Genomic DNA, 24185 nt, shown 5'->3' with positions numbered 1-24185 from the left:
ACTACGCGACGTCTCCCGGAACAGCGACACCGTTCTCGTAGGCGAACACGACGGCGTGCACGCGGTCGCGCAGCCCCAGCTTGAGCAGCACCTTCGACACGTGCGTCTTGATGGTCGCCTCACCGAGCCACAGCTCACGAGCGATCTCGGCGTTGCTGAAGCCGCGGGCGAGCAAGCGCAGCACCTCGGTCTCGCGTTCGGTGAGGTCGGCGAGCCGCTCATCGACCGATGGCGACCCCTCCCGGGCAACGGTCGCGCGCTCGATGACGCGTCGGGTCACGTCGGGCGCGAGCAGCGCGTCGCCCTGAGCGACGACGAGCACGGCTTCGACGAGCTTCTCGGGGCTCGCGTTCTTGAGCAGGAACCCGCTCGCCCCGGCGTCGAGCGCGGCGAACAGGTAGTCGTCGCGATCGAACGTCGTCAGCACCAGCACGCCGACGGAGTGCTCGGGCCGGGCATCCCGCCCCGCCACGATGCGCCGCGTCGCCTCGAGGCCGTCCATGCCGGGCATCTGCACATCCATGCACACCACATCGGGCCGCAACGCCGCGACCTGCGTGATCGCCTCGGCTCCGTCGCGCGCTTCGCCGACGACGTCGATGCCCGGTTCCGATTCGAGGATCGTGCGGAACCCCGTGCGCACGAGATCGTGATCGTCGACCAGCAGAACACGCACGCTCACGACGCGCCCTCCTCGACACCGCGTTCATCGCTACGGTGGTCATCACCGCTGCGTTCCTGAACGACCAGGGGCACGGATGCTCGCACGAGGTAGCCCCCGCGGCTACGTGGCCCGGCCTCGAGTGTGCCGCCGATCGCCGCGAGCCGCTCGCGCATGCCGACCTGCCCGAGCCCGCCGCCCGCGCCGCCCGACGCGCCGCCCCGCGCCGCGCGGGCGCCGACGCCCGAGTCGGAGACCTCGAGCTCGACGACCTCGGGCGTGAAGCGCAGCCGCACCTCGAGGGCGGCGCTCGCTCCCGCGTGCTTGAGGCTGTTCGTCACGGCTTCGCGAGCCACTCGGTAGAGGGTGGTGTCGACGAGCGGGCCGAGCGGCACCGGGTCGCCGACCGTGGTGAGCGCGGCCGGCCGACCGGTGGCGCGCACCTCGTCGACGAGTGCGGGCAAGTGCGCCGTCGTGCGCGTGCTCGGCGAATCGTCGGCCTCGCCGTCGACGTCGCCGGGGGAGCGCAGGGTGGAGACGAGCCGGTGCAGCTCGTCGACCGCCTGTCTCGCCGATTGCTCGATCGCGGTGAGCGACGCGGCCGCCTCGTGCTCTGCGCCCGCCCGCCCGCTGCCGAGCGCGCGCCGAGCCGCACCGGCCTGGATTCCCATGACCGAGACGTGGTGGGCGACGACATCGTGCAACTCGCGGCCGATGCGCACGCGATCGAGGGCCACGGCTTGCTCGGCGGTGCGTTCCCGCTCACGGGCGAGCTCATCGGTGCGCGCCTGCAGCTGCGCGCGCTCACGTGCCGCAGCCCAGGCGCGGTCGCCGAACGCCCACGCGCCGGCGAAGTAGAGGATGTTGGTGATGACGCTGATGAGCCCGAACGCGACCCCCGGGGCGATGAGGCCGACGCCGGAACCCTCGGGCGCGAGCGAGGTGTCGAAGGCCGCTCGCGTGAGCCCCCAGAACAGCCAGAGGAACATGCCGCCGACGATGATGACGCGCGCGATGAACGCTCGTCGCCGCGACTGCGACCAGGCGCCGATCGAGTACATGGCCGCGAAGATCGCGATGTTGCTGAAGAGCACTTCGGGCACGGCGTTGTTGACACCGATGATGTAGACGGCCGAGACGGTGACGGTGACGGTGACCGGGTAGAGCCGTCGCCAGACCAGCGGGCCCGAAATGCCGAGCACCACGAGCACGGCCTTCCACGGCTCGGCCGGCTCGTCGAAGAACTCGGCAACCGAGTAGAGGGTCACGGTGGCCGAGGCGCCGACGGCGATGACGAGGGCTACGATCGCATCGGCGCGCAGGCCGGCGCGCCCCGGCGAGGGCCGCATCCAGTGCCCATCGGCATCGACGGGGAGCGCGGCGCGAGCGGAGGCAGTCACCCCAGCACGGTAGCCGCCGCACCGCGCGACGGCATCCGTCCTACGACGGATTCGTTGACGGCGCGCTCGTCAGCTCGACGAGCGCGCCGTTGAGCTGGTCGGCCTCGACCGACCAGAGCGCCGTGCAGGCCGCCGCGAGGTCGTCGACGGCGCCGGGTTCGTCGAGCGCTCCGACGACGAAGGTCACGGCTGCTGTGGGCGTGCCCTTCGTGCGCCAGCCGCTCGCGAGCGCTTGCACCCAGGTTTCGGCCGCCGATTTGAGGGTGACGTAGTTGGCCATGCCCCATTTCGGCTGGGCGACGGATGCGGAGCTCACGATCGCCAGACGCCCCGCACTCGACGCGCTGAGGTCGTCGCGCAGCTCGCGGCTGGCGACCCGCAGGGTCGTGAGAACGCGGCGCTCGAGCCACTCCCAGTCGTCGGGTGCCGAGCCGCCGCGCCACCCGCCGACGAGGTGCAGCAGGCCGTCGATGCTCGGCCGCCGGGCGCGCAGTGCATCCGCCCACTCGGCGACGGCGGCCGGGTCGGCGAGGTCGACGACCGCAGTCTCGGCCGCATCCACGTCGGTCAGCGACTCGGCACGCGAGCCGACGGCCACGACGTGGGCGCCCGCGGCGGTCAGGGCCGCGCACACCGCGCGCCCCCCGATGCCGCCCGCGCCCGCGACGACGACCGTGCGGTCGGTCGCGCCGCTCACGCGTCGCGACCGGTGATGCCCGCCGTCGATTCGATGACCTGCGCCATCTTCTTGTGCAGGGCCTCGTAGAACATCGACAGGGGGAACTCGTCATCGTGCACGAGATCGGTGTAGCCCTTGAGCGGGCCGGCGAGCACCTCGTCGCTTAGGCCGCGCGCCCAGACGCTCGCGGGGTGCGGCGCGAGCGTGCTCGAGACGAGCTCGTAGGCCGTGAGCCAGTGCACCGCCTTGGGCCGGTCGATCGACGCCCAGTAGAGGTCGTTGATCGCGTCAGAGAGCGCGACGACGACGTCGGGCACGGCCTCCCAGTCAATCGCGAGCTGCGTGTCGGTCCAGTGCAGCACGCCCTTCTGGTGCATCCACGCGAACAGCAGCTGACCGCCGACACCGTCGTAGTTGCGCACGCGCGTGCCCGTGATCGCGAACCGGAAGATGCGGTCGAAGATGACGGCATACTGCACGAGGCGCGCGTGCTGGCGCGTGACCTCGTCGGTGCCGTCGGCCCGCCACAGCGCGACGGCCTCACGGAACGCCGTGAGGTCGCAGCGCAACTCTTCGAGCGTATAGAGGAAGAACGGCATGCGCTGCTTGATCATGAACGGGTCGAACGGCAGGTCACCGCGCATGTGCGCCCGGTCGTGGATCATGTCCCACATCACGAAGGTGCGCTCGGCGAGCGCCTGGTCGTCGAGCAGGGCGAGCGCATCGTCGGGCAGGGCGAGCTTGGTGATCTCGGCGGCAGCGCGCACGACGCGGCGGTAGCGCGCGGCCTCGCGGTCGGCGAAGATCGCGCCCCACGTGAAGACGGGCAGCTGGGCGGGTGTGCCCTCCGGGGCGCCGGCGGGCACGCGCGGGGTGACCGCGACCGATTCGGGGAACAGCACGGCCGAGTTCGTGTCGTAGCCGGGCGTGAAGTCGGCGAACCGAAGGCCGAGGTACAGCGCGTTGCCGTAGGCGCTCGCTTCCAGCTCGGCGATGAAGTCGGGCCAGATGACCTCGAACACGACGGCTTCGACGAGCCGGTCGGCCGAGCCGTTCTGCGTGTACATGGGGAAGACGACGAGGTGCGCGACGCCGTCGCGGCGCTCAGCGGCCGGCCGGAACGCGTCGAGGGCGTCGTAGAAGTCGGGCACGGTGAAGCCGCCATCGGCCCAGCGCTCGAAGTCGAGCGCGCACGCCGTGAGGTACGCGGCGTCGTAGGGGATCAGGGGGCCGAAGTGACGCAGCGCGCTCGCGATCTCGGCGACGTGCTGGGCGGCTTCGGCGTGGTGAACCGACTCGGGGATGCTGCCGTCGTGCACCTGCATCGGGCGCAGCGCCTCGGCGGCGCGCTTGAGGCGCGACCACGCGGGGTCGGCGACGATCTGTGCGCTCGTGAGGGCGGCATCCCCGTGCGCACGAGCGGTGTCTTCGACGACCTCGGGCTCTCCGATGATGGTGCGGGTGCCAGCGGCGGCGGTGTCGGTCATGGGGTTCCCTCCTTCGTCGAGATCGCGCGGATGACGTGCCTCTCGAGCCTATGCAGGCGATCGCCGCACGTGGTTGTGATCAACGCACGAAACGTGCGCAGACGCCGGGATTCGCGCGTGCAATCCGTGCGGAGCAGCCGAGAGGGCGCAGGATGCTCGCCTCAGCCGGAAATCGACGCCCCGTGTTAGCGTGACCCAGCGGGCGACAAGCACCTCTCAGCCCACCTCGACGACGGCAGGCACCCGGAGGAGACGCGGGATGGGGACGTGGCCGATCGTTGCGCGCGGCGCGCTGCTCGACACGCTCGTCGAGGGGCTCACGCGCACGCCGCCCCGCTCGCAGCTGCTGCGCGGCCCGAGCGGCGTCGGCAAAACCACGCTCGCCGCTGCGGTCTCCGCTGCTCTCGCCGCGCGGGGCCGCACGATCGTGCCGGTCGTCGCCCTCGCCGAACTGCGTGAGGTGCCGCTCGGTGCGCTCGCTCCCCTCCTCGCATCGTCGAGCGTCGCCGAGCACGCCGACATCGCCGTGCGGCTGAGCGAGCTCGTCGCGATCGTCGGGCGGCACGCCGACTCGTACCTGCTCGTCGTCGACGATGCGCCGCTGCTCGACCCCGCGTCGGCGGCGGCGCTGTACCAGCTGGTGCGCGTGTTCGCCGTGCCGACCCTGCTCACGGCGCGGGATGAGCATGCTCTCACCGGCGCCGCCGCCCGCCTGCTGCACGAGGATCTCGTGACCGTGACCGAGCTCGAGGGGCTGTCGCTCGACGAGACCCGCACGGTGCTGCGCCGTCATCTCGGGGCCGACCCGCGACCCGAGTCGCTGCAACGGCTCTTCGGGGCGACGTCGGGCAACCCGCTCTTCTTGCGCGAGCTCACGCTGGCGGCCGAGCGATCTGACCGCGTGCGCCCGGGGCCGTACGGCATCGAGATCGACCCGGTGCGCCTGCCCGCGCACGTGCTCGAGACCGTCGCGGGCCGCCTGGCCGACCTGCGCCCCGAGCAGCGTCGGCTCGCCGAGCTCATCGCCCTCGCGCAGCCGTGGCCGCCTGCCGCGACGCGGCCGGACGAGCAGGGCATCGTGAGCGATCTGCTCGACGCGGGCGTGCTCGCGCTCGCCGAGCCGGCGGACGCCGGATACCTGCACCTCGCTCACCCGGTTTACGTCGAGGCGCTGCTCGCGGGCCTCAGCGCCGACGAGCGGGCCGAGCGCCGGCGCACGGCCGCGACGCGGCTGCTCGCTCTCGACGAGGAGCCGCTGCGGTTCACGGCCCTCTGCCTGCTGAGCGACGGCGGCGGCGTGCTGAGCCCGGCCGACCTGGTCTGGGCCGCCGAGTACGCGCACCTCGCGGGCGACCACGGTCGCGCCGTGCAGGCGGCCGAACGTGCCCTCGATCTCGCTCCGGATGCCCACGCCGCGCTCATCCGCGCGAGCGCTCTGAGCGCCCTGGGCGGCGACCCCGCCGCGACCGATGCCGCCTTCGCCCAGGCCGCCGAGCTCGCCGTCGATGCCGAGGCGCGCGCGCGTGTCGAGGTGCGCTGGGGTCAGCACACGGCGCTGCGCGCTCACGACCCCGCGCGCGCGGTCGAGCGCGCGAGCGCCGTGCTGCCCGCGCTCGGCGACGCGGCGGGCCTGCTCACGCCGGACCTCGCGAAGTGGCGCCTCATGGCGGGCGACGCGACCGCCCTCGACACCCCGCTCGCCCCGCAGACCGACGCGGACCCGGCCGCCGCCCTCAATGCGGCGATCGGCATGGCCATGATGGCGACGATGGCCGGGCGCGTCGACGACGCTCGCCAGGCCGTCGCTGCCGGGCGACCGCTCGCCGACCGCTTCGCCGCCGTGCAGCCCTTCGCCGGCGGGCTGCTCGACCTCTCCGAGTTCTTGGCGCATGTCGCCGAGGGTCGCATCGCCGAGGCCCGGGAGTTCGCCGAGCAGCGCCGACGTCAGCCGTTCGCCGACTCGGCCGGTGTCTGGTCGTACGCCCTCGCCCTCGTGCACCTCCACGCCGGCCGCCTGCACGACGCGCTGCCGCTCGCCCTGCTCGCCATCGAGCAGCTGCGCTGGCGCGATTTCACCGGTCTCGTCGGCCCGGCGATCGCCTTGGGCGCGACGGTGCACGCACAGCTCGGCGAGGTCGAGCCTGCTCGTGCGCTGCTCGACGCGCTGCAACCCGCGCACCGCGACGACGTCAAGGTCGTGCTGCAGGCGGCGGAGGCCGAGGCGTGGCTCGCCGTCGTCGCGGACGATCCCGGTCGGGCGACGGGGATGCTCGTACCCGCCGTCGCGCGCGGCGTCGAGCTGGGCCACCTGCTGCTCGCAGCCCTGACGGCCTCGGTGGCTGTGCGCATCGGCCCGGCGGCAGAGGTGCGCGGGCTTCTCGCGGCCGCGGCCTCCGCATCCGGTTCGCCGCTGATCACCGGCGTTGCGCAGCTTGCCGCGGCCGCGGCCGATCGCGATGCAAGCGCGGTGGTTGACCTGGCGCCCGACCTGGAACGCGCGGGGCTCGTCGCAACGGTGCAGGCGACGCTCGAGCGGGCGGCGGAGTGGGCGGGCGACGACCGCATGCTCGAGCGGCGCGCGCGAGTGCGGGCCGCCGAGCTGGGGCTCACGATCGTGCCCGTGCGCACGGCGCGCTCGGCGCGCAGCGAGACGGGATTGACCGAGCGGGAGTGGGTGATCGCTCAGGCGGCGGCGCGTCGCGAGCGCAGCCGGGAGATCGCCGACCGGCTCGGCGTCTCGGTGCGCACGGTCGACAACCACCTCGCGAGCGTGTACCGCAAGCTCGGCATCAGCGGTCGGGCCGAGCTCGAGGACGAGTTGCGCGGGCGGCTCTAGCCGACGCGAGCCCGGCGGGGTGACGCCGATCAGCGCGGTCGAGCTGCGCGGGCGGCTCTGACGGGTGTCATCGCCGCCCGCGCCCCCGGGCTTTCGGAGCGCGCTGGGCGCTACTGCGAGACGGGCGCGATGGTGTACTGAACCTGGCCCGTTCCTTCGGCGTTCTCGGCGATGATGACGGCAACGTTCCAGGTTCCGTTCTCGAACGCGCGAGTCTCCGCGCCGTCACCGAGCTGGATCTCGGAGACCTGGGTGTAGCCGGCGTCGAGAAGGTCGGTGAAGGCCTGTTGTGCGTCGGCGAGGCTCGCGACTGTGATCGCGGCGGTGTAGGTGTCGTTAGCGGCCGCCGAGAACACGACCTCGCCCGGCACCGTCGGAACGTCGGCCGGCCAGCTGTCCGGCAGGCTCGCGCCCGTGCCGTCGATGTCGACGTCGACACCGGTCTGGTCTTCGATGATCTGCTCGACGCCGCCCTCGACAAGACCGTCGGTGAGCTGCTCGAGCGGGTTGGCGAAGCAGCCGCTGAGCGTGAGGGCGACGCCCAGGCTCAGAGCGGCGATGGCGGGAACGGTGCGACGCATGGCGGACTCCAGTCGTTCGGGATGCTGTGCTCCCAGTGTGCTCCTCAACGACGCGCGATTCCATGAGTAGTCACTACTTGCGAGACACTGTCCCTATGGCTGGGGTGCTCATCGGGTTCGCGATCATCGGCGCAGTGATCGCCGCGGGCTACCTCGTGGGCCGGCTCGGCATCCTCGGCCCGCACGCCGAGTTCGTCCTCGGCCGCTTCGCCTTCTTCGTGCTCTCACCCGCGCTGCTCTTCACCGTGCTCGCCGAGGCCGACGCGCGGCAGCTGTTCTCCGCGCTCCTTCCGGTCTCCGCCATCGCCGCCCTCAGCTGCATGGCGGTGTTCGCGATCGTCGCACGATTCGTCTGGCGGCGCGCCGTTCCGGAGACCACGATCGGCTCTCTCGCCTCCGGATACGCCAACGCCAACAACATCGGGCTGCCGATCGCGGCCTACGTGCTCGGTGATCCGGCGTTCGCCGCGCCGATCATCCTGCTGCAGCTCGTGATCCTCACCCCGATCGCGCTCACCATCCTCGACGTGACGACGAGCGGCACGCTCTCGATCGGTCGCGTACTCAGCCAGCCCATCCGCAACCCGCTCATCATCGGCTCGGCGCTCGGTCTCGTGCTCTCCGTCACGGGCGTGGTGCTGCCCGAGCCGGTCATGGAGCCGTTCCACCTCATCGGCGCGGCAGCGGTGCCGACCGTGCTGCTGCTCTTCGGCATGTCCCTCCACGGTCGGCGCATCCTCGAACCGGGATCGGGCCGCCGCGACATCCTGCTCGCCGTCGGTCTCAAGATCGTCGCGATGCCGGTGATCGCGTGGGTGATCGGCGCCTTCGTGGTGGGGCTCACCGGGCTGCCGCTCTTCGCGGTCGTCGTGCTCGCGGCACTGCCGACCGCCCAGAACGTCTTCAACTACGCGGTGCGGTTCGAACGCGCTGTTCCGGTGGCGCGGGATGCCGTGCTCATCACGACCGTGCTCTCGGTTCCGGCGCTCGTGGTGATCGCCGCCCTGCTCGCCCCGCGCTAGACCTGCTCGTCGGTCGCCGACCCCGCCTGCTCGGCGGCCCGCCGGCGCCGCACGACCCGCACCGCTCGCCAGACGATGAACGCCACGACGACGATGATCGCGATGACGAGCACGGCGCGGCTGTAGCGCGAGGCGATGTCTTCGACCACGACCCAGTTCTCGCCGAGCACGTAGCCGAGCACGACGAAGATCGTGTTCCAGATGCCGCTGCCGATGGTCGTGAGCAGTAGGAAGAGCCACAGCCGCATGCGGTCGACGCCGGCCGGGATCGAGATGAGGCTGCGCACGATCGGGATGAAGCGCCCGATGAGCACCGCGATCGGGCCGAAGCGGTGGAACCACGCCATCGCCTTGTGCACGTCGGCACCGCTCATGAGCGGGACGCGATCGGAGAAGTGCGCGAGACGCTCGGCGCCCACCCCGTAGCCGAGATAGTAGAGCGCGAGCGCTCCCGATACCGACCCGATCGTCGCAGCGACAATGACGCTCACGAGGTCGAACGAGCCCTGGCTCGCGGTGAAGCCCGCGAGCGGCAGGATCAGCTCGCTCGGGATCGGCGGGAACAGGCTCTCGATCGCAACGAGGAGAGCAGCCCCGGCCACGCCGAGGGTCTCCATGACGCTGATGGCCCACTGGTCGATGCTCACGGGGTTCGACCCTACCCGGCCCGGCAGAGCCGTGCGCGTCTAGAAGATCATCGGGCGGTCATCGTCGTCGCCCTCGTCGAGCAGGTCGACGACGACGGGCACGTGGTCGCTCGGGGCGTCGCCCTTGCGCTGCTCGCGCTCGATGCGGGCATCCACCACCCGGTCGACGAAGCCGGGCGAGCCGAGGACGAAGTCGATGCGCATGCCCTCGTTGCGCGGGAACCGCAGCTGCTTGTAGTCCCAGAACGTGTAGCCCTCCGGAACGAGCGGACGCACCGCGTCGCTCAGACCCGCCAGCTCCAGCGCGGCGAAGGCGGCGCGCTCTGCTGGCGAGATGTGGGTCGACTGGCCCGGGATGAAGCTCGGGTCGCCCATGTCGGCGTCGGTCGGTGCGACGTTGAAGTCGCCCGTCAGGGCGAGCGCCCCACCCGGGTTCGCCGTGATCCACCGAGCGCTGTCGTCGGCGAGCGCGTGCAAGAACCGAAGCTTGTAGTCCATGTGCGGGTCGTCGAGCGCGCGACCGTTCGGCACGTAGAGACTCCACACCCGCACGTCGTCGATCGTCGCGCCGATCGCGCGGGCCTCGAGCGGAGCATCCGGACCGTCGTGGCCCTTCGCGAAGCCGGGCTGCCCGCTGAAGCCGATCTCGATGTCGGTCATCGGCAGGCGGCTCGCGATCGCGACACCGTTCCACTGGTTGAGGCCGTGCAGAACGACCTCGTAGCCGGCGGCCTCGAACGGCTCGAGGGGGAACTGCGCGGGAGTGCACTTGATCTCCTGCATCGCCAGCACGTCGACATCGGCGTTCACGAGCCAGTCGACGACGCGGCCGTGGCGGGTGCGGATGGAGTTGACGTTCCAGGTGGCGATGCGCATGCGCCCAGCCTACGAACTACAGTGAAGGGTGTGACTCCGGCCCGCGACCAACTCATCCAGTTCATCCGCGATGAGGCGGTCTTCCATGGAGAGTTCACCCTCACGAGCGGTGCCACCGCCTCGTACTACATCGACCTCCGCCGGGTCAGCCTCGACCACCGGGTCGCCCCGCTCATCGGGCAGGTCATGGTCGACCTGATCGCCGACATCCCCAACATCGACGCCGTGGGCGGCCTCACGATGGGCGCCGACCCGATCGCCGCCGCGGTGCTGCATCAGGGCGCAGCGCGCGGGCTCGCCTACGACGCCTTCGTCGTGCGCAAGGCGCCCAAAGACCACGGTCGCGGCAAGCAGGTCGAGGGCCCCGAGGTCGCGGGCAAGCGCGTGATCGTGCTCGAAGACACCTCGACCACGGGCGGCTCGCCCCTCGCCGCCGCGCGCGCCCTCGAGGCCGCCGGCGCGACCGTCGTCGCGGTCGCCGTGGTCGTCGATCGGGCAACGGATGCCCGGCGCGTGATCGAGGAGGCCGGCTACGAGTACCGCGCGGCCATCGGGCTCACCGACCTGGGGCTTGCGTGAGCGACGAGCGCGACCGCGAACCCGATCCCGACACGGGAGCGTTCGACGCCGACGAGTGGTTCCGCACGCAGTTCGGCGGGGATGCACCTGCTCCTCCTCCTGCTCCTCCTCCCTCGAGCCCGCCACCGCCCGCACCCGTCACGCCACCGGTCACGCCACCGGTCGCGCCACCCGTCACGCCGCCGGTCACGCCACCCGGCACGCCGCCGGTCACGCCACCCGGCGGAGGCGCCCAGCCCGGCAGTGTCGATCCGCACGGCACCTTCGCTCCGCCGCCGGCTCTCGTCGAGCCGCCGCCGACGATGCCTGCGATGCTGCCCCCCACCCAACCCGCAGTGCTCGAGCCCGACGCCACGCAGCCCTCGGCGGTCATCGAGCTCGAGCCGACGCAGCCCTCGGCGATCGTCGACGTGCCGACGGCCGCTCAGCCCCTCGGCGACGCGGCGACCGAGCTGCTGCGGCAGCCGGAGGAAGGCGGCGCTCTCGACGAGCTCTTCGGCAGCGACAGCTTCCAGGAGTACGACGACACCCTGATCGCGGCGGCGCCCCGCTCGTCGCGCCGCGGTGCGGGCGGCGATGGTGCGGGCGGCGGCACGGATGCTCCGCCACCGCCCGCCGCCGGTGAACGCGCTCCGCTCGGGCGGCAGCAGAAGGTGCTGCTGTGGGTGGCGGGGTCGCTCCTCGCGCTGCTCGCTCTCATCGCCCTCTTCTTCCTCGGCACGCGCATCCCGCTGCTGCTCGGCCCGGCACCGGGTGCCGAGCCCTCACCGACCGCGACGCCGTCACCGACGCCGACCGCGACCGAGCGCCCTGTCGGCCCGGTCGCCCCGGGGGAGTACCGGTGGGATGAACTGTGGGGCGGTGAATGCCTCGAGCCCTACGTCGACGCCTGGCAGGAGGAGTACACGGTCGTCGACTGCGCCGAGCCGCATACCGCTCAACTCGCCGACCGTGCGCCCTTCCCCCTGCCGGAAGGAGCGACGGAGCAGGGGCCGTATCCTGGCGCTGAGGCCCTCGCCGCTCAGATCTCGCTGCTGTGCGGCCGGCCGGGCGTCATCGACCTGGTCGCCGCGGCCGCGTTCACCGATATCCAGGTTCAGGGCGCGTACGCGGTCACGGAAGAGCAGTGGGACGACGGCATGCAGGACTTCTTCTGCTTCGCCAGCCGCTCGTCGGGCGAGCCGCTGACCGTGTCGATCGTGCCCGTGGGCTGAGCCCCCGCTGCGTTACCGCTGCGTCGCCGCCGCCGCCGCCGCGCGACCGGGAAAGACCGCCGATCGGTGCTACAGCTCGGTCTCGATCGGGCCGGGCACGACGAGCTCGTGCACGCCCTGCAGGATCTCGTCGGGCCGGAACGGGTAACGGGCGATCTCGGCCTCGTCGCTGATTCCGGTCAGGACGAGCACCGTGTGCAGCCCGGCCTCGATGCCGGCGACGATGTCGGTGTCCATGCGGTCGCCGATCATCGCCGTGTTCTCGCTGTGCGCACCGATGCGGTTCATGGCCGAGCGGAACATCATGGGGTTCGGCTTGCCGACCACGTACGGGTCCTTCCCCGTCGCCTTCGTGATGAGGGCCGAGATGGCGCCGGTCGCGGGCATCGGCCCGTCGGCGCTCGGGCCCGTCGCGTCGGGGTTCGTCGCGATGAAGCGGGCACCCTGCCCGATGAGCCGGATGGCCTTCGTGATCGCGTCGAAGGAGTAGTTGCGGGTCTCACCGACGACCACGTAGTCGGGGTCGGTCTCGGTCATGATGAAGCCGGCCTCGTGGAGGGCGGTCGTGAGACCGGCTTCGCCGATCACGTAGGCCCGTCCGCCCGGGATCTGGCTCGCGCAGAAGTCGGCGGTCGCGAGAGCGCTCGTCCAGATCGACTCCTCCGGCACGTCGAGCCCGCTCGCCCGCAGCCGGGCCGCGAGGTCGCGCGGCGTGAAGATTGAGTTGTTCGTGAGCACGAGGAACGGTGTTCCGGCGTCACGCCACTGGCGGATCAGCTCGACCGCACCCGGTAGCGGAGTGTTCTCGTGCACGAGAACACCGTCCATGTCCGTAAGCCAGCACTCGATATCGCGTCGGTTGGTCACGCGCGCCAGCCTAACGTTCGGTCGCGCTCGAGGATCGACGGCCGTTGCTCGCGCGACGCAGCCGGTCGCGGATCGCCACCGCGACTCCGGGCCCCGGAGGCTCCAGTGCGACGACCCGGCTGATTCCGGCGTCGTCGGCGGCTCGCAGAGCCGCGTACAGGGTGCGCGCGAACTCGTCGACGGACTCCGGCGCCGCGAGCCGGACGACTCCCGCGGGCGTCTCGAGGTGGCGGAGCGCGATGAGGCCGTCACCCGGTCGGGGCGTCTCGTTGAGAACGACCGCCGCTGCCGGCGCGTAGTGCGAGGGCAGCGAGCCGCTGACCCTGATTCCTGCCGCACGCTCGCCCAGCGCTGAGCCCGTCACCGCCGTGATCATCTCGTCGGTGATCGAGCCGGGCCGCAGCACAGCGGGGGCCGGGCCGGTGCAGTCGATGATCGTCGATTCGATCCCGACCTCCGGCTGCTCGCCGTCGAGGATGATGTCGGTCGGCCGGAGGATGTCGCCGAGCTCGGCCCGAACGGCATCCGCGGTCGTCGGAGAGACCCGGCCGAACCGATTGGCGCTGGGAGCCGCCACACCGCGACCACCGAGGTCTTCGAACTGACGGAGGAGCTGCACTGCGGTCGGGTGGCTCGGCACCCTGACTCCCACGGTCGATTGCCCGCCGGTCACGACATCGTGCACGGCAGCGGAACGGCGCACGATGAGGGTCATCGGGCCGGGCCAGAAGGCGCGGGCGAGAGCGAGGGCGTAGTCGGCAACCCCGTCGGCGAGTGGGGCGAGCAGCTCGACGTCACTGACGTGCACGATCAGCGGGTGATCTGCCGGACGACCCTTGGTCTCGAAGATCCGTGCCACGGCTGCGGGGTTCGAGGCATCGCCGCCGAGGCCGAATACGGTCTCGGTCGGGAACGCGACCAGGTTCCCCTCCGCGAGAGCGCGGGCGGTACGGCGAATGGGTTCGGGGATCATCGGGACGATTATCCCGCCCCTGCCCGACTCCGCCCCGACCTCGCCCCGTTCCGCGTCTGCTCAGGTGTCCGCCGCGAGGCCCGCAACCGGCACCACGGGCAGCTGGAGGCGGGCGCTCGCGATGCGCACCGCATCCGGGTTCGCATCGATGCTGACGGTGCGCCGCCCGAGCGTGCGGGCGGCGGCGGCCGTCGTGCCGCTGCCCGCGAAGGGGTCGAGCACCCAGTCGCCCTCGCGGCTCGAGGCCTGCACGATGCGGCGCAGCACTCCGAGCGGCTTCTGGGTCGGGTAGCCGGTCTTCTCGCCCCCGTTCGTCGGAACGATCGTGTGCCACCAGACGTCGGTGGGCAGCTTGCCGCGCGCGGCCTTCTCGGCTGTCACGAGCCCGGGCGCCATGTAGGGCTCGCGGTCGACCGCCTCGCTGTCGAAGAAGTAGGTGGCCGGGTTCTTGACGTAGACGAGGATCGTGTCGTGCTTGGTCGGCCACCGCCGGCGCGACTTGGCGCCGTAGTCGTAGGCCCAGATGAGCTCGTTGAGGAAGCACTCGCGGCCGAACAGCGCGTCGAGCGCGACCTTGGCGTAGTGCGCCTCGCGCCAGTCGAGGTGCAGGTAGAGCGTGCCGTCGTCGCGCAGCACGCGGTGGGCCTCGATCAGGCGGGGCGCGAGGAAGCCCCAGTAGTCGCCGAAGGCATCGTCGTAGCTGCTGAGCGCCTCGACCGTGCGGGTGTAGCTCGCACCGGCGAAGCCGAGGTGCGTGCCCTCGGGGTCGCGGGTGCTGCGGGTCGTGCGGCGGTGCTGCGTGCGGCCCGTGTTGAACGGCGGGTCGAGGTAGACGAGCTGCATGCTCGCGTCGGGCAGAGCGGCCATCGCCGCGAAGTTGTCACCGTGGAGGAGCAGGTCGGGGCCGTCGGGGCGCCACACCGCGTCGGGATCGGGGGTCGCTCCCGTGTGCGGCGGGGGCACCCGGATGCTCATGGCCCGAGATTAACAGGGTGCGCGCGTGCTGGCCGCCGCCGGGCGCGAGGTGGACCTGGCTGTGCTCGGCCGGACGAGCTCAGCCGACCAGGGCGTTGGCGGGCTCGGTGCGGTAGGGGCGTCCGCTGGGTGCGCGCCACTCGAGTGCCCCACCCCCGGCGTGATGAACCTGCCAGGCGGTGTGGTGCTTGAGCTGGTGGTGGGCCTCGCACAGGTGCGCGAGGTTGTCATGTCGGGTCGCCCCGTGGTGCTGCCAGTCGACGGTGTGATCGATGTCGGAGTTCGCCGCTGCCCGGCCGCACCCGGGGAACCGGCAGGTCTCGTCGCGGATGCGCAGCCAGAGTCGGAGGTCGCGCGGCACGGCGTAGCGATCGCGGCCGACCGACAGCACGGTGCCGGTCTCGGGGTGCGTGAGCAGTCGCACGAAGCTCGGCGCGTGCGCGGCGAGCTGGCGGGCGACCTCGGTCGAGATCGGGCCGTAGCCCTCGAGGGTGCTCGGGTGGCGGATGCCACGAGCGCCCAGCCCGCCAGCATCGGCCGACCTCTCGCCGCCGTTCTCGAGCAGGGCGAGCACGGGCACCGTGACGAGCACGGTCGCCCGAACTCCACGCCCGACGCCCGAGTCGGGCATGACGCCGTCGATGAGCAGATCGGCGAACACGTCGGCGCGCCGCTGGGTGAGGGTGCGGGGCTCATCGAGTGCACCGAGGCCGGAGGCCAGCTCGGTCAGTCGTCGGTACGCCCCGACCGCCTGCTCGGCGGGCAGGTGCGCCGTGAGCCAGGCCATGCCGTCGCGGCCGGGTTCGAGCCGCACCGAGCGCGAGTCTTCGGCGGCACGGCGGCGCACGTCGACCGAGTCGGGGTGCAACCGTTCGCGCAGAGCTCGGGCCATCTGCCGGAAGCCGCTCGCCGAGCGGGACTCGGCCACGGGCAGGGCGGCGGCCTCGAATGATGACCAGGCCTGCTCGGGCAGTGATCGGGCCTCGTCGACGAGCACGCTCGCGTGGCGGTAGGTGATGCTGCCGGTGCGCAGGGCCTCGAGTGTCGGGCGCAGGTCGTGCACGAGCGCAGCACTGTCGGCGACGAGCTGCTCGGCCTCGCGCTCACCGATGCGCAGCGCCGCGCTGAGCTCGGTCGTCGCCACGCGCCGCGCCGTCATCTCGCGCGACCAGCCGCTGCCGCCCGAGGGCAGGTGCGCCTCGGCCGCGAGCGCGAGCCGCCGCACCTCGTCGATCGCCACCGTGCGGTAGGCGGTCAGCGATGCGACGAGCCGGTCGACCTCGACGATCGAGTCGATCACCGTGCCGAGCCCGGCGTCGATCGCGGCCGCGGGCGTCGCCGGCAGCGCGACGGCCGGAGCCTTCGCGGCGGGTGCAGTGGTGCTCGACATGCCGGCAGTCCAGCACCGACCACTGACAGTGGGGCTGCCGAGGGTGGGCTCGACCGGCGTCGGGGGAATGCTGTCTGATCAGGCCTTTTGGGGAGGAGGGGAGACCGTTTCCGGCTCGGGGGCTGCGGCTGCAGCATCCACCGCCCGGCGCCGCGGCGACCGCAGCAGCACGGCGATGAGCAGAAGCGTCACGCCGATCGCCGCGCCGTACGCGGGCGTGAACCCGGCCACGAGCAGCGTCACGACCCCGGCGATGCCGAGGACGACCTTGAGCGCGGCCATCCACGGCCCGACCGGCGCTGCCGCGGGGCGGCCGCGCGCGTCGCTGCGGCGCTCGAGCCAGCCCACCCCGATGACGATCGGGATCAGCAGCAGCGCGACCGCGACGAGGAACGGCGGCCGGCTCTGCCACCAGCCCGCGCTGAGCGGCTCGGGGAACGGCGCGCCCGACACGACCAGAACGACCGCGATGAGCACGATCACCGGCACGTGCCACAGGTAGATCTGCATCGCGTTCTTGTTGATCGCACCGCTCAGCCCCGCGAAGGTCTCGCGCTCGGCGAGACGCGCCAGCCACGGGCGCAGGAAGGCGAAGAGCAGCGTCTGGCCGACACCGAGCACGAGGATCGCCGCGGTCGGGGGGTTCAGGTTGTCGTACATGTCGGTCGAGTACCCGACGACGGTCGTCAAGAACAGCAGCACGCCGAAGGCGGCGAGTCCGGTGAGACCGAGCATCCAGCGGCGACGCCAGTCGAACCAGCCGTCGGCGAGGCAGAAGCCGAGCTGCTGGATGAAGATCCAGACGAACAGCAGGTTGAGGGCGCCGATCAGGGGCTGCGCCGTGAGCAGGGCGACCGTGTCGACGACCATGACGCCCCCGAGAAGGGTGAGCAGGGTCGCCCACGGCGCACGCTCGTGCAGGCGGGCCATGAGGGGGACGAGGCCCGAGCATCCCAGGTACACCGCCAAGAACCACAGGGGCTGCCCGATGCGGAAGCCCACGTCGGCGAGCACCTCGTCGGGCAGGCCCACGAGGCCGAGCACGGCGAGCGTGATGCCGACGAGCCCCAGCGGCAGCAGAGCCGGCCGGGCCAGGCGCGCGACGCGGTCGCGCACGTAGTCGGCGCCCGTGACCCCTCGCTCGCGCTGGCGCCTCCAGGCGAGCAGGCTCGAGAAGCCGCCCATGACGAAGAACAGGGGCATCACCTGCACGAGCCACGTGCTCCAGGCGAAGATCGGATGCCCGTCGAGCGAGTTGATGATGGCGAGACCCTCGGACTCGACCGTGATGCCCGCCATCATGACGTGCAGGCCGACGACGACGACGAGGCAGGCGGCGCGCACGAGGTCGACAGCGTGATCACGGGTGGGTGTGGCCATGATGGCTTCAGGGTACGTCAGCAGGCCGGGCGGCGGTAGCGGCGCCCCGTAGCCTGGGGGCATGACCGAGCCCGAGCCGACCGCCGAGCCGACTCTGGAGTGGACGACCCACGGCGTCGGCCCGTGGCAGGGCGAGCTGCCCGACGACCCGCGCCTCGACCCCGAGCTGCTGGCCCACGGCGACACCCGCAACGTCATCGACCGCTACCGCTACTGGTCGATGGAGGCGATCATCGCCGACCTCGATGCGCGCCGACACCCGTTCCACGTCGCGATCGAGAACTGGCAGCACGACATGAACATCGGCTCGATCGTGCGCAGCGCCAACGCCTTCCTCGCCGCCGAGGTGCACATCGTCGGCCGCCGCCGCTGGAACAAGCGCGGCGCCATGGTCACCGACCGCTACCAGCATGTGACGCATCACGAGACGATCGCCGACCTCGTGGCGTTCGCGCGCGCGAACGGCCTGCCGATCGTCGCGGTCGACAACGTCGACGGGTCGAGGCCGGTGGATGCTGCGCCCCTGCCGCGCGAGTGCATCCTGCTGTTCGGGCAGGAAGGCCCGGGGCTGAGCGACGACGCGCTCGCCGCCGCTGACGAGGTCGTCGAGATCACGCAGTACGGCTCGACGCGCTCGATCAACGCGAGCGCCGCGGCCGCGATCGTCATGCACGAGTGGGTGCGGGCGCACGCGCGCGGCGAGTGAGCATCCCGCGCCCGATCGCTCTTGACGGCGCTCGCCGCAGCCGATGGACTGAGCCCATGACCGCGATCACGGACGATCTGCCCGCACAACTGATCCATCAGGAGCACGAGGGCTGGGAGGCGATGACGCGGGGCGAGGGCGGCTCGCACTCGTTCCAGGCGATGCTGCCCGAGGCGATCATGGTGTTTCCGGGCACGCTGCTCGAGCGCGGCGCGGTGATCGCGGCGCTCGACGGCGTGGTGTGGGGCTCGTACGCGCTCAGCGAGCAGCGCGTCGTGCGGCTCGGCGACCGGGCCGCGATGCTCGTCTACCGGCTGCGCGGCGTGCGCGACGGCGAGGCCGTCGACCTGTGGGCGACCACGACCTACGTGTATGTCGACGGTCGCTGGCGCGTCGGTGCGCACCAGCAGTCGCCCGCTTCCGACTAGGGGTCAACGCGCACGGCGAATGCGCATCGGCCCCTTCGCCGTCGACGGGTCGACGACTCTTCCGCCCTGGGTGATCTCGACCTCGCCCGCGGCGACGAGGCGCCGGGCCGCGCGCCGGGCGGGCTCCATGAGCTCGCGCCAGGCGTCGTCGTCACCGCCCACCGCCCGCGCCGCCTCGCTCGGGCAGATCGTCGCGCCGGCGGCGCGGCCGGCGAGCAGGCTCCGGATGCTCTCCTCGAGCGCCCGATCCACGGGCCGCACACCCCGGGCGCGGCAGGCGTCGCTGCACCAGCGCACCGCATCCCAGTCGCGCGCCCAGCGCGCCCGCCACTCGATGCGGCGGCCGCATGAGCCGCAGACCTTGTCGGCGCGGCCCCCCGCGGATTCTTCTGCCTCACCGCGCCTGCGCCCCATGCCGCCATCCTCGCTGGCGAATCCGACGACTAGCTTCGAACGGATGCGGCCCCCGCGCGGCACTCGCGCGCGAGCAGCAGCCCGACCGCGGCGATGACGGCCACGGCGATGGCGGTGCCGCCGAACAGCAGCAGCGCTCCGCCCGCCTCGTAGGCGAGGCCCGAGACGGCCGCCGCGATCGTCGCGGCCGCGAGACCGATGCCGCGCAGCAGCCCCTGCGCTGAACCCGCGCGGGCCGGGTCGACGGCGTGCGCCATCGCCGCGGCGGCACCGATGAAGGCGAGCGCCTGGCCCGTCGATTCGACGAAGCCCATGCCGGTGGCGATGAACGGGTTGCCCACGAACCCGTAGAGGGTCACGATCGGCAGCAGGATGAGCAGGCCGCGCGCGTAGGCCGAGACCCCGCCACGGCGGTCGGCGAGGCGCCCGGCCCAGCCGGCGACGAGCACGTAGGGCACGGCAAAGAGCGCATAGCTCGCGGCGGTGAGCACCGGTCCGGCTCCGATGTCGGCCATGAAGCGCGGCCACACGCCGTCGTAGGCGCCGGTCGGCACCATGACGGCGGCGTAGAGCAGCACGATTCCGATGATGCGGGGCGAGCGCAGCAGGTCGAGGCTCGTGCGCGGGGCGCTCGCGCCGAAGCGCAGCGTGCGGTCGGCATCCGTTCCGTCGAAGCCGATGACCCCCGCCGCGATGCCGCCTGTGGGGGGATGCGGGTCGTCGCCGATCGCCGGCACGTGCGCCGTCTCACGGAATCCGATCAGCACGGGCAGGAGAGCCACCAGCACGATGACGGCGGCGACGGCGAGGATCGCGCTCGGCCCGGCGACCGAGAGCGCGAGGCCCGAGGCGAGTGGCCCGACCGCGATGCCGGCGAGCTCGGCGGCGCCGAGGCGCCCGAGCAGTTCGCCGCTGCGCCGGTGATCGTGGCGCACGATGAGGGCGCTCGCGGCGATGACGAAGATGCCGAAGCCGAATCCGCCCACGGCGCGCCCGGCGATGAGCTGCCAGCCCTCGACCGACACCGCGCTGAGGCCGAGCGAGGCGGCCACCATCACGACGCCGATCACGGCCATCAGGCGCGCGTGACCGCGGTCGGCGGCCGGCGCGACGAGCAGCTCGGCGATGAGGGCGGCGGCGAACCCTGCCGCCGCGAGGTAGCCGATCTCGGCGGTGCTGACGCCGAGCGAGCCCTGCAGGGCGGGGATGAGGGGGAAGATGACGAACGAGGCCGATGAGAGCAGCACCATGGCGGTGACGACGCTCGGCACGAGGAGTCGCGCGGGGTCGCGGCGCTGCGCGGTCATGAGGAGGGTCCTGATCTATTGTTGTCCAACTGGACAATAAAGCTAGCACGGCTTGTCCGACTGGACAATATCGCCTCGTCGCACCCTATGCTCGACGGGTGGCCGAACGGAAGACGTCTGATCAGCGACGCGACGAGATCGTGCGCGCCACGCTCCGTCTCGTGGCCGCGAAGGGCTTCGCCGGCGTGACGCTCCGCGAGGTCGCCACCGAGGTGGGCGTCGTGCACGGCCTCATCCGCCACTACTTCACGAGCCGCGACGAGCTCGTCGCCGCCGCCTTCGACCACGCCGTCACGAGCGAGCTCGCGAGCGACCGCGCGCTTCTCGACGGCCTCGACCCCATCGCGGCGCTCGCCGGCTGGCTCGCCGCCACCCCCGAAGACCACTACCGGGTGTGGATCGACGCGTGGAGCGAGGCTCCGCGCACGCCGGCGCTCGCCGCCGCGCTCGACCGGCACCATCGCGACTGCGAGCGCATCTTGACCACCGTCATCGAGCGGGTGGTGGATGCCGGGCTCGGCGCGAGCGCCGACCCCGCGGCCGACTCGCGCCTGCTCACCGCCGTCGCCGACGGCGTCGCCGTGCAGCATCACGCCGTCCGTGTCATCGACGTCGACGAGGCGAACGCGATCGTCTTCGGCGTGGCCGAACGGCAGCTGTCGCTCGAGGTCGGCAGCCTCGCGCGCGCCAACCCCGTGCCCGCCCGCGGCCAGTGGGCCGAGGGCGCTCCTCGATAGACTCAAGGGCAAGCCCTCACCATCTCTCGAAGGGACCACCCATGCCTGCCGTCGTCATCATCGGCGCCCAGTGGGGCGACGAAGGAAAAGGCAAGGCGACCGACCTCCTCGCCGGGCGCATCGACTACGTCGTCAAGTTCAACGGCGGCAACAACGCGGGCCACACGGTCGTCGTGGGCGACGAGAAGTATGCGCTGCACCTGCTGCCGAGCGGCATTCTGACGCCCGGCGTCACCCCGGTCATTGCCAACGGTGTGGTGGTCGACATCGAGGTGCTGTTCGGCGAGCTGGATGCCCTGAGCGCCCGCGGCGTCGACGTCTCGAAGCTGCTCATCAGCGCCAACGCCCACGTCATCACGCCCTACCACCGCACGATGGACAAGGTCACCGAGCGCTTCCTCGGCAAGCGTCAGATCGGCACGACGGGCCGCGGCATCGGCCCCGCCTACGCCGACAAGATCAACCGCGTCGGCATCCGCATGCAAGACCTCTTCGACGAGAACATCCTGCGCCAGAAGGTCGAGGGTGCCCTCAACATCAAGAACCACCTGCTCGTCAAGGTCTACAACCGACGCGCGATCGGCGTCGACGAGGTCGTCGACGAGCTGCTGAGCTATGCCGACCGCCTGCGGCCCATGGTCGTCGACACTGGGCTCGTGCTGCACCAGGCGCTCGAGCGCGGCGAGACCGTGCTCTTCGAGGGCGGGCAGGCGACGATGCTCGACGTCGACCACGGCACCTACCCCTTCGTCACCTCGTCGAACGCGACGAGCGGCGGCGCCGCGACCGGCTCAGGCATCGGGCCGAACCGCATCGATCGCGTCATCGGCATCGTCAAGGCGTACACGACGCGCGTCGGCTCGGGTCCCTTCCCCACCGAGCTGTTCGACGAGTCGGGCGAGTTCCTGCGCAAGACCGGCTTCGAGTTCGGCACGACCACGGGCCGCCCGCGCCGCTGCGGGTGGTACGACGCCCCGATCGCGCGCTACACCGCGCGCATCAACGGCGTCACCGACTTCGTCATGACGAAGCTCGACGTGCTCACGGGGCTCGAGAGCATCCCGGTCTGCGTCGCCTACGAGGTCGACGGCGTGCGCGTCGACGAGGTGCCCGTCTCGCAGAGCGACTTCCACCACGCGACGCCGATCTACGAGAACTTCCCCGGCTGGTCCGACGACATCACGGGTGCCCGCACCTTCGACGACCTGCCGAAGAACGCGCAAGACTACGTGCTCGCGATCGAGGCCATGAGCGGTTCGCGCATCTCGGCGATCGGCGTCGGCCCGGGCCGTGACGCGATCGTCGTGCGGCACGACCTGCTCGACTGACCCTGCTCATGACGGCGGCCGACCTGCCCTACGCGGCGCTCGAGGGCCACGGTCTGCGCCTCGAGCCCTACGACCCCGCGCACCTGCCGGGGCTCACGGCCGCGCTCGGCCGCCCCGAGGTGTTCGCGGGCGGCTGGGGCGGCGGGCCCGCCGGCGCGCGTTCGGGCGACGAGTTCGCCGAGTGGCTTCCCACCTACCTGCCGGTCGGGCGCGCCCACGTGTACGTGGTGCGGTCGCTGTCGGTTCCGGATGCTGCGCGCACGATCATCGGCACCTCGACGATCCTCGACCTGAACCCCGCGGCCGAGTCGGCCCACATCGGCTACACCGCGTACACACCGGAGGCGTGGGGATCATCCGTCAACCCGGCGGCGAAGCTCCTGCTGCTCGGCCACCTGTTCGACCACGGGTACGGCCGCGTGAAGCTGCAGGCCGACGTGCGCAACGCGCGTTCGCGCGCGGGCATCGAGAAGCTGGGGGCGCAGTTCGAAGGGGTCGCGCGCCGCGACGCGCAGCGCGCCGACGGCTCGTGGCGCGACGCGGCGATCTACTCGATCGTGGTCGACGAGTGGCCCGCGGTGCGCGCCGGGCTGCTGGTGCGTCTGGGCGAGTCGCCGGCTTAGCCGCCCGCGACCGCGCCGAACCAGGCGACGCCGAGCGCGACGCCGGCGATGCTCGCCACGATCGCGGTGCCGAGGGCCAGGATCCAGTCGCCGACGGTCGGGTGGTTCTCACCGGGTTCCGGCGGGCGCCGCAGCGACAGCAGGTGGGCGCGGGCGGGATGGGCCTCCCAGAAAGGGCGGCCCTGGGCATCCACCCGCCCCAGCATCATGCGCTGCGGAGCCGCCTGCAGCAGCAGCACGAGCGGAGCGAGCCCCATGACGATGAAGAGCAGCCCGATGATGAGGCCCACGATGTCGCCGCCGAGGAAGAAGGTCTGGAAGAACACGATCGAGAGGCTCACGAAGAGCGCGGGCCAGGCGAAGGCGAGCAGCGCGACGCCGAAGCCCTGGGCGAGCGTCGCTCCGATGAACACCACGGCGAGCCCGCCGAGCACGCTCGTCGGGGCGAAGGCGACGATGGCATCGGTGCACTCGACCTCGACGACGAACGGGCCCCCGCGGGCGCACGACCCGCCGAGCGCGGCGATCGCCAGAGCCACCTGGTACAGCAGGGTGATCGCGAGGGCCCCGCCGAACCAGCCCAGCGCCGAGCCGAGTACACGGGTCGCCGCCGCATCGCGCCAGGTGCGGCGCTCGGGCGCATCCATCGTCATGGCGTCACTGTAGGGCCGGGGGCCGCCGCATTTCCAGCATTCCGCGTGCCTGTCGGGCGATACGCTCGAGGCATGGATGACGCGGCCCTCGTCGAGCTCGCCTCGCTGCGGCGCAGCATCGACAACATCGATGCAGCGCTCATCCACCTGCTCGCCGAGCGCTTCAAGTGCACGCAGACCGTCGGGCGCCTCAAGGCCGCGACGAACATGCCCCCGAGCGACCCGGAGCGGGAGCGCGTGCAGATCGAGCGCCTGCGCGCCCTCGCGACCGAGGCGCAGCTCGACCCGGCGTTCGCCGAGAAGTGGTTCAACTTCATCGTCGCCGAGGTCATCCACCACCACGAGCAGATCGCCACCACGGGCACGATCGCCACCGAGCCCGAGCAGTAGCGGCTTCTCGCCGTCGCGGTCGTCGACGACCG

Annotated in this window: 25 protein-coding genes; 10 read left to right on the top strand and 15 right to left on the bottom strand. The window is 71.9% G+C overall.

Translation table 11 applies throughout. From position 1 onward, the window contains the following. Position 1: 1 nt before the first annotated feature. From ACTIE9_RS05295 to ACTIE9_RS05280, 4 genes are read right to left on the bottom strand one after another with little or no spacing between them, the layout of a single operon-like run. The gene (locus tag ACTIE9_RS05295) at positions 2–682 is read right to left on the bottom strand and encodes a response regulator (protein ID WP_439564535.1); all 681 of its coding nucleotides are present in this window, start codon (positions 680–682) and stop codon (positions 2–4) included. After that, complete coding sequence (locus ACTIE9_RS05290) at positions 679–2061, bottom strand: sensor histidine kinase (RefSeq protein ID WP_439564534.1); 1383 nt, start codon at positions 2059–2061, stop codon at positions 679–681. The genes ACTIE9_RS05295 and ACTIE9_RS05290 overlap by 4 nt, the downstream gene beginning before the upstream one ends. A 40-nt stretch (positions 2062–2101) precedes the next feature. Continuing rightward, entirely contained in the window at positions 2102–2758 is a 657-nt protein-coding gene (locus ACTIE9_RS05285) for an SDR family NAD(P)-dependent oxidoreductase (protein ID WP_439564533.1), read from the bottom strand. Next, a complete protein-coding gene (locus tag ACTIE9_RS05280; protein ID WP_439564532.1) occupies positions 2755–4227 on the bottom strand; it encodes a DUF6421 family protein in 1473 nt (490 codons plus the stop codon). The genes ACTIE9_RS05285 and ACTIE9_RS05280 overlap by 4 nt, the downstream gene beginning before the upstream one ends. Positions 4228–4486: 259 nt before the next feature. On the opposite strand from ACTIE9_RS05280, the gene ACTIE9_RS05275 reads away from it, so the two are divergent. Then, complete coding sequence (locus tag ACTIE9_RS05275; RefSeq protein WP_439564531.1) at positions 4487–7063, top strand: LuxR C-terminal-related transcriptional regulator; 2577 nt, start codon at positions 4487–4489, stop codon at positions 7061–7063. Positions 7064–7173: 110 nt separating this feature from the next. On the opposite strand, the gene ACTIE9_RS05270 is transcribed toward ACTIE9_RS05275, so the two are convergent. Next, complete coding sequence (locus ACTIE9_RS05270) at positions 7174–7644, bottom strand: hypothetical protein (RefSeq protein WP_439564530.1); 471 nt, start codon at positions 7642–7644, stop codon at positions 7174–7176. Between the two features lie 95 nt (positions 7645–7739). Here ACTIE9_RS05270 and ACTIE9_RS05265 point away from each other — a divergent pair, with 95 nt between their 5' ends. Next, positions 7740–8666 carry an AEC family transporter gene (locus ACTIE9_RS05265; protein WP_439564529.1) on the top strand — a complete coding sequence of 309 codons (927 nt, stop codon included), beginning with the start codon at positions 7740–7742 and terminating at the stop codon, positions 8664–8666. Here the strand turns inward: ACTIE9_RS05265 and ACTIE9_RS05260 are convergent. Both ACTIE9_RS05260 and ACTIE9_RS05255 read right to left on the bottom strand, forming a co-directional pair. Then, positions 8663–9313, bottom strand: coding sequence for a DedA family protein (locus ACTIE9_RS05260; protein WP_439564528.1), 651 nt, complete (start codon positions 9311–9313; stop codon positions 8663–8665). The genes ACTIE9_RS05265 and ACTIE9_RS05260 overlap by 4 nt on opposite strands. Before the next feature lie 39 nt (positions 9314–9352). Further along, the gene (locus tag ACTIE9_RS05255; protein ID WP_439564527.1) at positions 9353–10189 is read right to left on the bottom strand and encodes an exodeoxyribonuclease III; all 837 of its coding nucleotides are present in this window, start codon (positions 10187–10189) and stop codon (positions 9353–9355) included. A gap of 30 nt (positions 10190–10219) precedes the next feature. Between ACTIE9_RS05255 and pyrE the strand changes: the two genes are divergently transcribed. Next, positions 10220–10768: an orotate phosphoribosyltransferase gene (gene pyrE / locus ACTIE9_RS05250; protein ID WP_439564526.1), complete on the top strand. Its 549-nt coding sequence runs from the start codon at positions 10220–10222 to the stop codon at positions 10766–10768. After that, a complete protein-coding gene (locus ACTIE9_RS05245; protein ID WP_439564525.1) occupies positions 10765–11982 on the top strand; it encodes a hypothetical protein in 1218 nt (405 codons plus the stop codon). The genes pyrE and ACTIE9_RS05245 overlap by 4 nt, the downstream gene beginning before the upstream one ends. A gap of 69 nt (positions 11983–12051) precedes the next feature. Here the strand turns inward: ACTIE9_RS05245 and ACTIE9_RS05240 are convergent, their stop codons facing one another. From ACTIE9_RS05240 to ACTIE9_RS05220, 5 genes are all read right to left on the bottom strand, one after another. Continuing rightward, positions 12052–12849: an HAD-IIA family hydrolase gene (locus ACTIE9_RS05240; RefSeq protein WP_439564524.1), complete on the bottom strand. Its 798-nt coding sequence runs from the start codon at positions 12847–12849 to the stop codon at positions 12052–12054. A 10-nt stretch (positions 12850–12859) separates the two neighbouring features. Continuing rightward, a complete protein-coding gene (locus tag ACTIE9_RS05235; RefSeq protein ID WP_439564523.1) occupies positions 12860–13822 on the bottom strand; it encodes an L-threonylcarbamoyladenylate synthase in 963 nt (320 codons plus the stop codon). Between the two features lie 60 nt (positions 13823–13882). Next, positions 13883–14797 carry a DNA-methyltransferase gene (locus ACTIE9_RS05230; protein WP_439564522.1) on the bottom strand — a complete coding sequence of 305 codons (915 nt, stop codon included), beginning with the start codon at positions 14795–14797 and terminating at the stop codon, positions 13883–13885. Positions 14798–14876: 79 nt separating this feature from the next. Further along, complete coding sequence (locus tag ACTIE9_RS05225) at positions 14877–16187, bottom strand: DUF222 domain-containing protein (RefSeq protein ID WP_439564521.1); 1311 nt, start codon at positions 16185–16187, stop codon at positions 14877–14879. Between the two features lie 78 nt (positions 16188–16265). Continuing rightward, complete coding sequence (locus ACTIE9_RS05220; protein WP_439564520.1) at positions 16266–17567, bottom strand: acyltransferase family protein; 1302 nt, start codon at positions 17565–17567, stop codon at positions 16266–16268. A gap of 61 nt (positions 17568–17628) precedes the next feature. Here ACTIE9_RS05220 and ACTIE9_RS05215 point away from each other — a divergent pair, with 61 nt between their 5' ends. After that, a complete protein-coding gene (locus tag ACTIE9_RS05215; protein WP_439564519.1) occupies positions 17629–18273 on the top strand; it encodes a TrmH family RNA methyltransferase in 645 nt (214 codons plus the stop codon). A 56-nt stretch (positions 18274–18329) separates the two neighbouring features. After that, positions 18330–18701: a nuclear transport factor 2 family protein gene (locus tag ACTIE9_RS05210; protein WP_439564518.1), complete on the top strand. Its 372-nt coding sequence runs from the start codon at positions 18330–18332 to the stop codon at positions 18699–18701. Between the two features lie 3 nt (positions 18702–18704). Here the strand turns inward: ACTIE9_RS05210 and ACTIE9_RS05205 are convergent, their stop codons facing one another. Both ACTIE9_RS05205 and ACTIE9_RS05200 read right to left on the bottom strand, forming a co-directional pair. Next, positions 18705–19115: a DUF3253 domain-containing protein gene (locus ACTIE9_RS05205; RefSeq protein WP_439564517.1), complete on the bottom strand. Its 411-nt coding sequence runs from the start codon at positions 19113–19115 to the stop codon at positions 18705–18707. Between the two features lie 29 nt (positions 19116–19144). Further along, entirely contained in the window at positions 19145–20422 is a 1278-nt protein-coding gene (locus ACTIE9_RS05200) for an MFS transporter (RefSeq protein ID WP_439564516.1), read from the bottom strand. Positions 20423–20520: 98 nt separating this feature from the next. On the opposite strand from ACTIE9_RS05200, the gene ACTIE9_RS05195 reads away from it, so the two are divergent. Genes ACTIE9_RS05195 through ACTIE9_RS05185 form a run of 3 tightly spaced genes read left to right on the top strand, consistent with a single transcriptional unit; the run spans position 20521 to position 23110 of the window. Then, a complete protein-coding gene (locus ACTIE9_RS05195; RefSeq protein ID WP_439564515.1) occupies positions 20521–21159 on the top strand; it encodes a TetR/AcrR family transcriptional regulator in 639 nt (212 codons plus the stop codon). Between the two features lie 41 nt (positions 21160–21200). Then, positions 21201–22487 carry an adenylosuccinate synthase gene (locus tag ACTIE9_RS05190; RefSeq protein ID WP_439564514.1) on the top strand — a complete coding sequence of 429 codons (1287 nt, stop codon included), beginning with the start codon at positions 21201–21203 and terminating at the stop codon, positions 22485–22487. A gap of 8 nt (positions 22488–22495) precedes the next feature. Then, complete coding sequence (locus ACTIE9_RS05185; protein ID WP_439564513.1) at positions 22496–23110, top strand: GNAT family N-acetyltransferase; 615 nt, start codon at positions 22496–22498, stop codon at positions 23108–23110. Here ACTIE9_RS05185 and ACTIE9_RS05180 read toward each other — a convergent pair. Then, a complete protein-coding gene (locus tag ACTIE9_RS05180; RefSeq protein WP_439564512.1) occupies positions 23107–23763 on the bottom strand; it encodes a hypothetical protein in 657 nt (218 codons plus the stop codon). The two genes, ACTIE9_RS05185 and ACTIE9_RS05180, sit on opposite strands and share 4 nt — an antisense overlap. A 72-nt stretch (positions 23764–23835) precedes the next feature. Between ACTIE9_RS05180 and ACTIE9_RS05175 the strand changes: the two genes are divergently transcribed. Further along, on the top strand, positions 23836–24153 hold the full coding sequence (locus ACTIE9_RS05175; RefSeq protein ID WP_439564511.1) for a chorismate mutase: 318 nt from the start codon (positions 23836–23838) through the stop codon (positions 24151–24153). The last annotated feature ends 32 nt before the right edge of the window (positions 24154–24185 follow it).

This window comes from Microcella sp., from assembly GCF_051860105.1.
GTDB lineage: Bacteria > Actinomycetota > Actinomycetes > Actinomycetales > Microbacteriaceae > Microcella.
This window is presented reverse-complemented; position numbering and strand designations above follow the sequence as displayed.

Excerpts from the sequence above, each read along its gene's own strand:
- ACTIE9_RS05280 (WP_439564532.1), bottom strand. The coding sequence starts at position 4,227 with ATGACCGACACCGCCGCCGCTGGCACCCGCACCATCATCGGAGAGCCC.
- ACTIE9_RS05275 (WP_439564531.1), top strand. The coding sequence starts at position 4,487 with ATGGGGACGTGGCCGATCGTTGCGCGCGGCGCGCTGCTCGACACGCTC.
- ACTIE9_RS05270 (WP_439564530.1), bottom strand. The coding sequence starts at position 7,644 with ATGCGTCGCACCGTTCCCGCCATCGCCGCTCTGAGCCTGGGCGTCGCC.
- ACTIE9_RS05265 (WP_439564529.1), top strand. The coding sequence starts at position 7,740 with ATGGCTGGGGTGCTCATCGGGTTCGCGATCATCGGCGCAGTGATCGCC.
- ACTIE9_RS05255 (WP_439564527.1), bottom strand. The coding sequence starts at position 10,189 with ATGCGCATCGCCACCTGGAACGTCAACTCCATCCGCACCCGCCACGGC.
- ACTIE9_RS05235 (WP_439564523.1), bottom strand. The coding sequence starts at position 13,822 with ATGATCCCCGAACCCATTCGCCGTACCGCCCGCGCTCTCGCGGAGGGG.
- ACTIE9_RS05230 (WP_439564522.1), bottom strand. The coding sequence starts at position 14,797 with ATGAGCATCCGGGTGCCCCCGCCGCACACGGGAGCGACCCCCGATCCC.
- ACTIE9_RS05225 (WP_439564521.1), bottom strand. The coding sequence starts at position 16,187 with ATGTCGAGCACCACTGCACCCGCCGCGAAGGCTCCGGCCGTCGCGCTG.
- ACTIE9_RS05220 (WP_439564520.1), bottom strand. The coding sequence starts at position 17,567 with ATGGCCACACCCACCCGTGATCACGCTGTCGACCTCGTGCGCGCCGCC.
- ACTIE9_RS05215 (WP_439564519.1), top strand. The coding sequence starts at position 17,629 with ATGACCGAGCCCGAGCCGACCGCCGAGCCGACTCTGGAGTGGACGACC.
- ACTIE9_RS05210 (WP_439564518.1), top strand. The coding sequence starts at position 18,330 with ATGACCGCGATCACGGACGATCTGCCCGCACAACTGATCCATCAGGAG.
- ACTIE9_RS05205 (WP_439564517.1), bottom strand. The coding sequence starts at position 19,115 with ATGGGGCGCAGGCGCGGTGAGGCAGAAGAATCCGCGGGGGGCCGCGCC.
- ACTIE9_RS05200 (WP_439564516.1), bottom strand. The coding sequence starts at position 20,422 with ATGACCGCGCAGCGCCGCGACCCCGCGCGACTCCTCGTGCCGAGCGTC.
- ACTIE9_RS05190 (WP_439564514.1), top strand. The coding sequence starts at position 21,201 with ATGCCTGCCGTCGTCATCATCGGCGCCCAGTGGGGCGACGAAGGAAAA.
- ACTIE9_RS05185 (WP_439564513.1), top strand. The coding sequence starts at position 22,496 with ATGACGGCGGCCGACCTGCCCTACGCGGCGCTCGAGGGCCACGGTCTG.
- ACTIE9_RS05180 (WP_439564512.1), bottom strand. The coding sequence starts at position 23,763 with ATGACGATGGATGCGCCCGAGCGCCGCACCTGGCGCGATGCGGCGGCG.
- ACTIE9_RS05175 (WP_439564511.1), top strand. The coding sequence starts at position 23,836 with ATGGATGACGCGGCCCTCGTCGAGCTCGCCTCGCTGCGGCGCAGCATC.